10 protein-coding genes and 1 tRNA gene are annotated in these 11,865 nt (G+C 66.5%); all 11 read left to right on the top strand.

Annotated elements, in window-relative coordinates:
- The first annotated feature begins 176 nt into the window (after window positions 1-176).
- Complete coding sequence (gene shc, locus AB1411_12695; protein MEW6544451.1) at window positions 177-2,366, top strand: squalene--hopene cyclase; 2,190 nt, start codon at window positions 177-179, stop codon at window positions 2,364-2,366.
- Window positions 2,367-2,424: 58 nt separating this feature from the next.
- Window positions 2,425-3,168 (top strand): hypothetical protein, encoded by a 744-nt coding sequence (locus tag AB1411_12690; GenBank protein ID MEW6544450.1) that lies wholly within the window; start codon window positions 2,425-2,427, stop codon window positions 3,166-3,168.
- Between the two features lie 45 nt (window positions 3,169-3,213).
- The gene (locus AB1411_12685) at window positions 3,214-3,987 is read left to right on the top strand and encodes an MlaE family lipid ABC transporter permease subunit (protein MEW6544449.1); all 774 of its coding nucleotides are present in this window, start codon (window positions 3,214-3,216) and stop codon (window positions 3,985-3,987) included.
- 112 nt (window positions 3,988-4,099) lie between these two features.
- On the top strand, window positions 4,100-4,849 hold the full coding sequence (locus AB1411_12680; GenBank protein ID MEW6544448.1) for an ABC transporter ATP-binding protein: 750 nt from the start codon (window positions 4,100-4,102) through the stop codon (window positions 4,847-4,849).
- A gap of 34 nt (window positions 4,850-4,883) precedes the next feature.
- The gene (mlaD, locus tag AB1411_12675; GenBank protein MEW6544447.1) at window positions 4,884-5,327 is read left to right on the top strand and encodes an outer membrane lipid asymmetry maintenance protein MlaD; all 444 of its coding nucleotides are present in this window, start codon (window positions 4,884-4,886) and stop codon (window positions 5,325-5,327) included.
- Between the two features lie 26 nt (window positions 5,328-5,353).
- On the top strand, window positions 5,354-5,989 hold the full coding sequence (locus tag AB1411_12670; GenBank protein ID MEW6544446.1) for an ABC transporter substrate-binding protein: 636 nt from the start codon (window positions 5,354-5,356) through the stop codon (window positions 5,987-5,989).
- A 136-nt stretch (window positions 5,990-6,125) separates the two neighbouring features.
- Complete coding sequence (locus AB1411_12665; GenBank protein MEW6544445.1) at window positions 6,126-7,142, top strand: DUF3187 family protein; 1,017 nt, start codon at window positions 6,126-6,128, stop codon at window positions 7,140-7,142.
- Window positions 7,143-7,318: 176 nt separating this feature from the next.
- Window positions 7,319-9,274 (top strand): 1-deoxy-D-xylulose-5-phosphate synthase, encoded by a 1,956-nt coding sequence (gene dxs / locus AB1411_12660; GenBank protein ID MEW6544444.1) that lies wholly within the window; start codon window positions 7,319-7,321, stop codon window positions 9,272-9,274.
- A 105-nt stretch (window positions 9,275-9,379) separates the two neighbouring features.
- Entirely contained in the window at window positions 9,380-10,582 is a 1,203-nt protein-coding gene (gene ispG / locus AB1411_12655; protein MEW6544443.1) for a flavodoxin-dependent (E)-4-hydroxy-3-methylbut-2-enyl-diphosphate synthase, read from the top strand.
- A gap of 90 nt (window positions 10,583-10,672) precedes the next feature.
- Window positions 10,673-10,748, top strand: a tRNA-Cys gene (locus tag AB1411_12650).
- 339 nt (window positions 10,749-11,087) lie between these two features.
- A partial coding sequence (locus AB1411_12645) for a caspase family protein (protein MEW6544442.1) occupies window positions 11,088-11,865 on the top strand: 778 nt, incomplete at its 3' end.

The following is an 11,865-nucleotide window of genomic DNA, read 5'->3' as shown; positions in this document are numbered from 1 at the left end:
AACGGCAATTGTTCAATGGGTTGCGGCGACGCTCGCTTGACAGGGGGGGCGGGGCTTTGTTATAACGCCCCTCCATGGACTGGTTCAGTCCCAGCCAGATGATCCCCGCCCGTGAGCGACCGGGTGGGCTCCCCTCGGTTCCCTCGCTCGTTCCCAGGTGAGACAAGCAGGCGGTTATGAAGCTTCTCAAGAGCCTGATTACCCGTCTGTCCGATAGCCTGTTCGCCGCCGCTCCGAAAGAGCGGAGCCGGACGGTCCAGGCGCCCCCCCTGCGTTTGGTCGCGCACAATCCCCAGCCGGAGGCGCCGCCGCGGCGTTCGGCCGGCTCCGCGCTCGGCCAGCCGGAGTCGGTGGACGAGGCGATCCGGCGGAGCCAGGCCTGGTTCTTGGCCCGCCAGGACCGGCAGGAAGGATTTTGGGTTGCCGAGCTCGAAGCGGATACGACCCTGACCTCCGAATACCTGATGCTCCGCCGGTTCCTGGGGCTGGTGGATCCGGAACGGGAGCGCAAGGCGGTCCGCTACCTGCGCGACGTACAGTTGCCCGAGGGCGGCTGGCCGATCTACTACGGCGGACCGGCGGAGATCAGCGCCTCCGTCAAAGCCTATTTCGCGCTCAAACTGGCCGGCGTGTCGGCGGACGAGCCGGACATGGCCAGGGCCCGGGCGGCCATCCACGCGAAGGGCGGCGTCGTCAACGCCAACGTCTTCACGAAGATCACGCTGGCCCTCTTCGACCAGTACGACTGGCGCGGCATTCCCAGCATGCCGCCCGAGATCATCCTGCTGCCGAAGCGGTTCTACTTCAGCCTCTACGCCCTGTCCTACTGGTCGCGGGCCGTGCTCATCCCGCTGCTGATCGTCTTCACGCATCGGCCGGTGTGCCGCATTCCCGAAGAACAGGGGATTGCCGAGCTGTACGTCACGCCCCGCGAGTCGGTGCAGTTCCGGCGGGAGCTGCCGTTCAAGAAGGACCGGGTGCCCGCCTGGCGGATGGGGTTCACCTGGAAGAACTTCTTCATCAATCTGGACCGGGTGCTCAAGCTCTACGACCGCGTGCCCGTTCGGACCCTGCGCGCGATAGCGATCAGGAAGGCGGCCGACTGGCTGCTGGAGCACATGAAGGGGACCGGCGGGCTGGGCGCCATCTATCCGGCGATGGCCAACTCGATCGTGGCCCTGAAGTGTCTGGGCCACGCCGCCGACCATCCCCTGGTCGTCAAGGCGCTCAAGGAGATCGAGGAGCTGGAGGTGTACGACACCGTCCAGGACGGGCAGGGGCGGACCGAGCGGCTGCATCTGCAGCCCTGCTTCTCGCCGGTCTGGGACACGTCGTTGCTGGTGAACGCGCTGGTGGAAGCCGGGCTGTCCCAGGAGCATCCGGCCCTCCTGCGGGCCGCGGACTGGCTGCTGTCGAAGCAGACGACGCGCGTGGGCGACTGGGTCGTGTCCGCGCCGCAGGCCGAGCCGGGAGGCTGGTATTTTCAGTTCGAGAACGAGTTCTATCCGGACGTGGACGACTCGGCGGTGGTGCTGATGGCCCTGGCCAAGCTGCGGCTGCCGGATCAAGCCCGCCAGCGGCGCGCGGTCGAGCGCGGCTACCGTTGGGTGATGGCCATGCAGGGCTCGGACGGAGGCTGGGGCGCTTACGACAAGGACAACAACCGCATGGTCTTCAACCTGATCCCGTTCGCCGACCACCGGGCCCTCCTGGATCCGAGCACGGCGGACCTCGCCGGTCGGTGCCTGGAGCTCCTCGGCACGCTCGGCTACGACCGGGCGCACCCGGCGGCCGTGAAGGCGCTGGAGTTCCTCAGGCGGGAGCAGGAAGCCGACGGCAGTTGGTACGGACGGTGGGGCGTCAACTACATCTACGGAACCTGGTCGGTGCTGGCGGGCTTGCGCGCCATCGGCGAGGACATGTCCGCGCCGTTCGTGCGGCGGGCCGTGGCCTGGCTGGAGGCCAAGCAGAACCCGGACGGAGGGTGGGGGGAGTCCTGCCTCTCCTACGCGGACCAGGCCATGGCGGGCGAGGGCGAGAGCACCCCGTCCCAGACCGCCTGGGCGCTGCTGGCCCTGCTCTCGGCGGGCGGGGTGGACTCCATCAGCGTCGTGCGGGGCGTCAATTATCTCCTGCGCCACCAGAAGGCCGACGGCTCCTGGGAGGAGGTCAAGCATACGGGAACGGGGTTTCCGCGCGTGTTTTACCTGCGGTACCACTGGTACTGCCAGTATTTCCCGCTCTGGGCGCTGGCCATGTATCGCAACATGCGGACCCATGGTCAAACGAAGGCCGACGAGCTGCGTCGGCTCGCGTGCGAGTCCGGAGCCCTCCGATTCGAGGCCGGCCGGGCCCCCGGGGCCTGACGTCGGGCCGCGCCGGTGAGCGTGGTTTCTGCTCCCAGTCGGTGAGACGCGGGGGATCGTGAAGCTGGTTGGGGTCTTTGCGGCGACCAGGTGGGAGTGCGATGCGGTTCGCCGGGCCGTGGTGGTTGAGCGGCGCATGCACGTCGGCGGGACCCGCTGTCTGGTCGGCCGACGGGGAAACTCCCGGCTGTTCCTCTGGCGGACGGGCGTGGGACCCGTGAGGTCCGGGACGGTCTCCCGCGAGGCGCTCGCCGGCCAGCCGCTGGATCTCGCCGTCTCCGCCGGCTTCGCCTGTGCCCTTGCCCCTTCCCAGGTCGGCGAGCTGCTGATCGGCTCCGAGGTTGTTTCGCTCGGGGCGGCGGGCGCGTCCTCCGATCAGGCGGTGCCCTGCGCCGCTCCCTATCGCGCGGCTGCGGTTGACGCCGCGCGGGCCGCCGGCGTGGCGGCCCGCGCCGGCCGCTTCGTGACGACGCCCCGCGTGGTCTGGCGGGCGGAAGAGAAGCGCCGGGTGGCGGCGGAAACCGGCGCGGTCGGGCTGGACATGGAGAGCGCGGCGATCGGCGCGGTGGCGGCGGCCCGCGGGGTGCCGTTCCTCGTCGTGCGCGCCGCGTCGGACCTTGTGGATGAGGACCTCCCGCTGGACTTCAATCTCTTCCTGAGTCCGGCGGGATGGACCTCGGGGATCGTGCAGTGCCTGCTGCAGCCGTCCAGCCTGGGGGGCCTCGCCCGGCTTCGCCGGCAGACGGAACTGGCCGCCGAGCGGACGGTCCGCTTTTGGGGAGCGTTTCTGGATGCGCAGTAAAGGCCGGAGTGTCGGCGTGCGAGCCCGCCGCGCGAGAGGGAACCGATGATGGCCCGCACCTTGACCCGCGTCGGTCGCACGGCCCTCTTTCTCATCGAGGAAATGGGGCGGATGCTGCTCTTCCTGCTGGCGACGTTCGCCTGGCTCGCCCGGCCGCCCTTCCGGCCCTTTCAGATCCTCAAGCAGCTCCACTTCATCGGGTTCAAGTCGTCGTTCGTGGTGATCCTGACCGCGGCCTTCACCGGCATGGTGCTGGGCCTGCAGGGGTACTACTCGCTCCGGAAATTCGGGGCCGAAGCGGCGCTGGGATCGGCCGTCGCGTTGAGCATGATTCGGGAGTTGGGGCCCGTGCTGGCCTCCCTCATGGTCACCGCCCGGGCCGGCTCCGCCATGACCGCCGAAATCGGGATCATGCGGATCACGGAGCAAATCGACGCGCTGGACACGATGGCGATCAGCCCGCTTCAGTACCTCATCTCGCCGAAGGTGGTGGCGTCGCTGATCGGGGTGCCGCTGCTGGTCGCGATCTTCGACGTCGTGGGGATCTACGGCGGCTATCTCGTCGGCGTGGAGCTGCTGGGCGTGAACCCCGGATCCTATTGGAGCTCGATGGAATCCTCGGTGGAGTGGAAGGACGTCTACGGGGGGATCCTGAAGTCGGTCTGCTTCGGGCTGATCGTCAGTTGGGTCTGCTGCTACAAGGGCTACTACACCAGGATGAGCGCGGAGGGGTTGGGCACCGCCACGACCGAAGCGGTGGTGCTGACCTCGGTGTTGATCCTGGTGTGGGACTATTTCCTGACGTCGGTGCTCTTGTAGGGATAGTGACGGGTGCAGGGTGATGAGTGATGGGTTGTGCGCCTGAGGGAATTGAGTCTGGGAGTTTCTGGCCGATCACCCGTCACCGATCGCTCATCACGGGTGGGTTGCAGTGATTAAACTCGTCGGAGTCGAAAAGACCTTGGGGGGCCAGCCGGTGCTGCGCGGGGTGGACCTCGCCATCCCGGCCGGCAAGCTCACGACCATCATCGGCCGCAGCGGCGAGGGCAAGAGCGTCCTGCTCAAGCACATGATCGGGCTGCTGCAGCCGGACCGCGGCGAGGTGTGGGTGGACAGCGTGGAGATCTCGCGGCTGCGGGGCCGGGCGCTCAACGAGGTCCGCAAGCGGTTCGCGATGCTGTTCCAGGGCGCCGCCCTGTTCGACTCCCTGACGGTCTACGAAAACGTGGCCTTCCCGCTGCGCGAGAAGCTCCGGCTTCCGGACGGGGAGGTCCGGCGCCGGGTGGAGGAAAAGCTGGAGCAGGTGGGGCTGGCCGGGATGGGGCACAAGTTCCCGGCCGAATTGAGCGGCGGGATGAAAAAGCGGGCCGGTCTCGCCCGGGCCCTGGTGATGGAGCCGGAGATCATCCTGTTCGACGAGCCGACGACCGGCCTGGATCCGCTCATGGCCAAGACCATCCACGACCTGATCCTGGAGACGCACAGGCGGTTCGGCTTCACGGCGGTCATGGTCAGTCACGAGATTCCGGAGATCTTCGGGATTTCGGATTGGGTGGCGATGCTCAAGGACGGCCGGATCGCGGCCATGGCTCCGTCGGCCGAATTCCAGCGCACCACCGATCCGGAGGTCCTGGAATTCATCACGGTCGGGGCGGAGGCGAGGGAGAGCGTTCCTCGCTGAACGTGAAGCGATTGACGGCTGACGGAGGACGGACATGGAACGGGCCAAACTGGAGCTGATCGTCGGCGTCTTCGTGCTGGTGGGCATCGTCTGCCTGGGGTACCTCTCGATCAAGCTGGGCCGGCTGGAGATCATCGGCGGGGGCCTGTACGAGGTGGATGCGGTGTTCACCTCGGTGACCGGCTTGAAACCCGGGGCGACGACGGAGATCGCCGGCGTGGAGGTCGGGCGGGTCAAGGCGATCAAGCTGAAGGATGACCAGGCGTTGGTCACGCTGGCGATCCACGACGGGGTCACGTTGTATACGGACACGTTTGCGTCGGTCAAGACGCGCGGCATCATCGGCGAGAAGTTCATCTCGCTCTCGCCCGGCGGCGGCGGCGACGTGCTCAAGCCGGGCGACAGGATCAGGGACACGGAATCGGGCCTCGACCTCGAGGAGTTGGTCAGCCAGTACATCCACGGCAAGGTGAAGTGACACGCTAGAAAGGGTGGCCAAGCATGATGGAACGGAGCCGAAATAGAGCGGTGCGGGGGCTGGGGGGGCTGGTCGCCGTGACGGCGGTCTTGACCGCGTCGTTGGCCGGGGCGGGAGGGGCCGCCACGGAGGCGATGAAGGGCACGATCGACCAGGTGATCCGGATTCTGCAGGACAAGGAGCTCAAGAAGCCCGAGCGCCGCGAGGAGCGCCGCCAGACGCTGGAAAAGATCGTAGCGGAACGATTCAGCTACGAGGAGATGGCCAAGCGGGCGCTGGCCGCTCAGTGGAAGGCGTTGAAGGACGAGGAGCGCAAGGAATTCGTCGAGCTCTTCAAAGCCCTGCTCACCCGCACCTATGCGGACAAGATCGAGAGCTATTCGGGCGAGCCCGTCCACTACGTCAACGAGCGGCTCCAGGAAGGCTATGCGGAGGTCCGCACGAAGGTCGTGTCGGGCAAGGCGGAGATTCCGCTGGATTACCGGATGATGACGATAGGCGGGGACTGGCGCGTCTACGACGTCGTGATCGACGGCGTGAGCCTCGTCAACAATTACCGCGGTCAGTTCAACAAGATCATCAAGGCGGAAGGCTACCAGGGTTTGGTGGAGAAGCTGCGCAAGAAGTCCGATGCCATCGAGGCGCCCAAGACGGGCTCGTGAGCCGATGTGGCCCGATGTCCGGCGCTTCGTCCTCCCCCCGGCGTCATGGGTGACCGGCCGCCGACGCTGAACGACGGCGTCTCCGGGACCCACTCCAGCCCCATTCTGCGGGTTCGTAAAGGGCCGAGGCTGATCGGTGCGAGTTTCGGCGTGCGCGAGAGGTATCCTGGCGGGCATCGTCGTGGGCCTCCTGTTCGTCTGGGCGGGGGATGCCGCGGCTGAGGGATACGGTCCGTTTCCGGTCCGGAACTTCCAACCCCTGCAGATGCTCTTCCTGGGCATGCCGGGCGACCGGGCCGCGGTGCTCAAGAAGGGTGCATTGGACGTCCGGGTCGAGTTGGCGGACACGGCGACGGTTTTCGACGATCGCATCCTGCCGACCACCGCGACGATGAAGTTCGAGCAGCTCCGGTCCGGGCTGTTCCTCCGCTACGGCCTCACGGAGAAACTCGAGGTCGCGGTCGAGGTGCCCGCCGTCTACCGCTATCGCGGTATCCTGGAGGGAGCGATCACGGGGGTCGAGCGGGCGACGACCGGCCTGGCGCCGGCGCGCAAGTCGCTCGAGAACAGGGGATACGTGTACAACGTGAGCCGCAACGGCAATGTGATGTTCTCCGGCAGCAACAACACCCTCGGACTGGGGGACACCACCTTCATCGGCAAGTATCAGCTCCTCACCGAAGACCATGGGTGGACGCCAACCCTGTCTCTCCGCGTCGCGGCCAAGGCGCCGACCGGAGACAGCGCGCAGTTCTTCGGCAGCGGCCATCCGGACTTCGGGGTCGGGGTCGCAGTCGAGAAAGCGGTGGCGACCAATTGGCTCCTGTACGGGAACTTCAACGTCGTCCAGCCGACGGGCACGGTCTCCAACCTGTCGCTCCAAACCGTGCTGACCGGGATCGGCGCGGTGGAATACCTCTGGTCCCCGGCGCTCTCGTTCGTCGCCCAGTTCGATTATTATTCCAGCGCCTACCACGGAACGGGCAGCCCGGTCCTCGACCGGGGCGTCACCGAAGCGGCCTTCGGATTCAACTACGAGCTGCGGCGCAATCTGCTCTGGCAGGTCTATGGGATCGAGAACCTGGATATCCTCCGTGGCAGCGCCGCCGACTTTACCCTGTCCACCGTGGTCACCTACCGGTTTGGGAACTGAGCGTAAGTCGAGACCGCACCGACGGATTCGATGTAACTGCTTGACAATCCTGGGAATGGTGTGGGAGACTGACGCCCGATTGTCGAGATGCCCGGGCACCAGCCATACAGGTCCAGCCGCCGGGCAACCGCTCCCCCTTACAATGGTTGAACCTCGGTTCTAAGGAGAGAGACCCTATGTCTTTCCTGAAAACGATTCACAATCCGGCCGATCTGAAGCGGGTGCCGCCGGAACAGCTTCCGGCTCTCTGTCAGGAGATCCGGGAGCAGATCATCTCGGTCGTGTCGAGCGTCGGGGGGCACCTGGCCTCCAACCTGGGCGTCGTCGAGCTGACCGTGGCGCTGCACTATCTGCTCGACACCCCGACCGACAAGATCGTGTGGGATACGAGCAACCAGGCCTATGCCCACAAGCTGCTGACGGGACGGCGCGAGCGGTTCCACACGCTCCGCCAGTACGGCGGCCTCAGCGGCTTCTGTAAGCGCGAGGAGAGCGTGTACGACACGTTCAACGCGGGCCACGCGGGCACCGGCGTCTCGGCGGCGTTGGGCATGGTGGAGGCCCGCGACCAGCTCGATCAGACGCACAAGGTGGTCTGCGTCGTAGGGGACGGCGCGATGACGGCCGGGATGACGCTGGAAGGGCTGCACCATGCGGGCGGTCTCAAGAAGGACTTCGTCGTCATCCTGAACGACAACCAGATGTCGATCTCCAAGAACGTCGGCGCGATCTCCGCCTACCTGAATCGCACCTTCACGGGCGAGTTCTATACGAGGATCAAGGAGGAGGCCGGGCATTTCCTCCGCGCGATCCCCCAGATCGGCCAGCCCATGCAGAAGCTGGCCCGTCGGGCGGAGGAGCTGGCCAAGGGCATCATCCTGCCCGGGATCCTGTTCGAGGAGCTGGGCTTCCGGTACGTGGGGCCGATCGACGGGCACAACTTCGAGCACCTGCTCCCCACGCTGGAGAACGTCTTCAAGCTGAAGGGGCCGACGCTCGTGCACGTGATCACGAAGAAGGGGCTGGGCTACGAGCCGGCGATGAAGAACCCGGTCTGGTTCCACGCCTGCCCGGCCTTCGTGCACGAGACCGGCGAGCCGGCCAAGAAGTCGCCCCGCCCGAGCTACACGGCCCACGCGGTCAAGGCGCTGGTGGCGCTGGCGCGAAAGGATCCGCGGATCGTGGCGATCACGGCGGCCATGTGCGAAGGGACCGGCCTGACCGCCTTCGAAAAGGAGTTCCCGGACCGGCTGTACGACGTGGGCATCGCGGAGCAACACGCGGTCACGTTCGCGGCCGGCCTGGCGGCCCAGGGGATGAAGCCGGTCGTGGCCATGTACTCGACGTTCCTGCAGCGGGCCTACGACCAGGTCGTCCACGACGTCGCGACGCAGAACCTGCCGGTGACGTTCTGCATCGATCGGGGCGGCCTGGTAGCCGAGGACGGGACCACGCATCACGGGGCGTTCGACTACGCGTACCTCCGTCACGTGCCCAACATGGTCGTGATGGCGCCCAAGGACGAGAACGAGCTCCAGCACATGGTCAAGACCTGCCTCAGCCACGAAGGCCCGGCCGCGGTGCGGTATCCGCGGGGCACCTGCCTGGGCGTGCGGATGGATGCGGAGCCGCAGGCGCTGCCCGTCGGCAAGGGCGAGGTGCTGCGCGAGGGCACCGACGTGGCGATCGTGGCCGTCGGGGTCGCGGTCTGGCCGGCCGTGGAAGCGGCCCGGCGCCTGGCGCAGGAAGGCGTCTCCGCGGCGGTCGTGAACGCGCGCTTCGTCAAGCCGCTGGACGCCGAGTTGATCGGCTCGGTGGCCAAGCGGGTGCGCTGCCTCGTGACGGTGGAAGAGGGGGCCAAGATGGGCGGCTTCGGGTCGGCGGTGCTGGAATCCCTGTCCGAGCAGGGCATCCTGCTGCCGACGGTGCTCATGGGGCTGCCGGACTGGTACATCGAGCAGGGGCCGCAGGACCTCCTGCGGGAGAGGTACGGGTTGACCGCGGAGGGCATCTACGGCCGGGTCCGGGATCTCCTCGCGCGGGTGGCGCCGGCCCTCGCGGCCGGCCGGAAGGCGGAGACCGCGTTTGCCCGGACCGGCCGTGAGGCGCTGGGGGACGAGCAGGGAAGCTAGCGAAGAAGACGTATCTCGTGAAGCGTCGTTCGCATCTCGTCGTGCGCGTCACGCTTCACCGGCGACGAGATCGCTCGATGCTGTGAACGCAGAACGCTGAACGGAATGTACATCACGCGGCGCAAGACCAGGCAGATCAAGGTCGGCAAGGTCAAGATCGGCGGAGACGCGCCGGTCTCGGTCCAGTCCATGACCTCGACCGACACGCGCGATGTCCAGGCGACGGTCGAGCAGATCCGCCGGCTGGAAGAGGTCGGCTGCGAGATCGTCCGCGTGGCCGTGCCGGACATGGACGCGGCCGCGGCGCTCAAGAAGATCAAGGCGCAGATGACCGTCCCGCTCATCGCCGACATCCATTTCGACCACCGGCTGGCGCTGAAGGCCGCGGAGGTCGTGGATTGCGTGCGGATCAACCCGGGCAACATCGGGGCCTGGTGGAAGGTCGCCGAGGTGATCAAGGCGGTCACCGACCACGGGATCCCGCTCCGCGTCGGGGTCAACGGGGGATCGCTGGAGCGCCCCCTGCTGGAGAAGTACGGCTATCCGACCGCGGAGGCCCTGGCCGAGTCGGCCTTGAACGCGGTGCACGCGCTGGAGGACGTGGGTTTCACGAACATGAAGGTCTCGCTCAAGGCCTCCGACGTGCACATGGCGGCGGACGCCTACTGGCTGTTCGCCCAACAGTCGAACTATCCCCTGCACATCGGGATCACCGAGGCCGGCACCGCCATGACCGGCGCCGTCAAGTCCGCGATCGGGCTGGGCTGGCTCCTGTCGAACGGCATCGGCGACACCCTGCGGGTGTCCCTGGCCGCCGATCCGGTCGAGGAGGTGAAGGTCGGCTTCGAGATCCTCAAGGCGCTGGAGCTGCGGCATCGCGGGATCAACGTCATCGCCTGTCCGACCTGCGGGCGGGTGGAGATTGACGTGGTCCGGATGGCCAACGAGCTGGAGCAGCGGCTCGGACACATCAAGGCCCCGCTGAACGTCTCCGTCCTGGGCTGCGTCGTGAACGGAATCGGCGAAGGCAAGGAAGCGGACATCGGCATTGCGGGCGGCGAGGGGGTCGGCATCCTGTTCAAAAAAGGCAAGCTGGTGCGCAAAGTGCCGATGCCCGAGCTCCTGGACACCCTGATCCAGGAAGTCGAGGTCCTGGCCAAGGAAAAGGAGACCGAAGAGGCCAGCGAGCCGTCCGGATCGGCCGAGCCCGACGGTCGTCGGTCCTGGCCGCCCCGGTCGTCCGAGCCCGTTCCGGACAGTCCAGCGGGAAAGGGCCGCGAGATCCCTGTCCTTCCAAACCGTCGCTGAGAGTTCCGTATCTCCTGACCAACCCGTCTCGTCTATGCGGCAAATCTCGCGTTGAGTTGAGGGCGCGAGGCCTTATATAATCCCCGGCGTGGCGCCGTACCCAAGTGGCTAAGGGAGCAGTCTGCAAAACTGCGATGCGGCGGTTCGAACCCGCCCGGCGCCTCCACTACTTCCGATTGAGTTATCAAGGGGTTCTGTGGTTTTGCCAGTCTCGGTGTTGACCGCCTGATTCTCGTTACTCCCGGTTTTACTCCCGGTTCCAACCTCAATTTTTGCCGCAATTGCCCCCAAGCTGGCCTTGTTCACGGCGACCAGCTCAACGCCTTGGTTCGGTAGGTTTATCGTGCTCCCGCCGGCGGACACGCGGGCGCATCCTGGGGGGAGCCGGGGGGGGCGAAGACTCCCCCCCTCGCGAGTTTCGTCCAGGGAGACGCATTGCTTTTGGGGAAAAACGGAGCTAGCCTAAGATATTCCTATAGCACGTGTTTCACAAGGGAGGCGTGCCATGTGTCTTCCGCGCACGTGGGTCTTGGTCAGCTTGCTCCTTCTGGCTGGTCTGAGTCCGATGGCGAGCCAGGCCGGAGTGCCATCACTCCAGCAGCCCGACGCCTACGCGGTGGTCATCGGGATCAGTCAGTATCGCGAGGAGGTCATCCCGAAAGTGGCCTATGGCGTCAAGGATGCCGAAGCGGTGGCGAAGCTCCTGGAGACCCAAGCCGGGATCCCGAAATCCCATATCCGGGTCATGACCGAGGCCAAGGCGACAGGCAACGATCTCCGGACCGTGGGGGAGTGGCTGCGGATGCGGGTCAAGCCGGAGTCCACAGTCTATGTGTACTATGCCGGGCACGGGACGCCCGATCCGAAGACTGGGGACGCCTACCTCGTCCCCTGGGACGGACACCCGGACTACCCCGACGGCTTGTATCCGCTCAAGGCCCTGTATGAGTCCCTGAACAAGCTGCCGGCCAAGCACGTGATCGTCCTGCTGGATTCCTGCTTCTCCGGCGCCGTCGGCCGCTCGGTGCTGGCCAATGGCGCCCGGCCCATGGTGCTCTCCCTGGAGAACCCTCTCCTGGCGGCGGGCAAGGTGGTGGTGCTCGCGGCATCCACCGGCACCCAGATCAGTTCGGACTATGACAAGGCCGGGCATGGCCTCTTCACCTATGCGTTGCTCACGGGGCTGCACGGGGAGGCCGACCAGGACAAGGACGGACTCGTCACGCTGAAGGAGCTCTACCCCTATGTCCGGAAGCAGGTGGCGGAGACCGCCGTGGAAGAGT

This window comes from Nitrospirota bacterium (genome assembly GCA_040757595.1).
In the GTDB taxonomy this organism is placed as follows: Bacteria; Nitrospirota; Nitrospiria; order Nitrospirales; family Nitrospiraceae; genus JBFLWP01.
This window is presented reverse-complemented; position numbering and strand designations above follow the sequence as displayed.

Bases quoted from the DNA above. Each gene is read 5' to 3' on its own strand.
- shc (MEW6544451.1), top strand. From the start codon at position 177: ATGAAGCTTCTCAAGAGCCTGATTACCCGTCTGTCCGATAGCCTGTTC.
- AB1411_12685 (MEW6544449.1), top strand. From the start codon at position 3,214: ATGATGGCCCGCACCTTGACCCGCGTCGGTCGCACGGCCCTCTTTCTC.
- mlaD (MEW6544447.1), top strand. From the start codon at position 4,884: ATGGAACGGGCCAAACTGGAGCTGATCGTCGGCGTCTTCGTGCTGGTG.
- AB1411_12670 (MEW6544446.1), top strand. From the start codon at position 5,354: ATGGAACGGAGCCGAAATAGAGCGGTGCGGGGGCTGGGGGGGCTGGTC.
- dxs (MEW6544444.1), top strand. From the start codon at position 7,319: ATGTCTTTCCTGAAAACGATTCACAATCCGGCCGATCTGAAGCGGGTG.
- ispG (MEW6544443.1), top strand. From the start codon at position 9,380: ATGTACATCACGCGGCGCAAGACCAGGCAGATCAAGGTCGGCAAGGTC.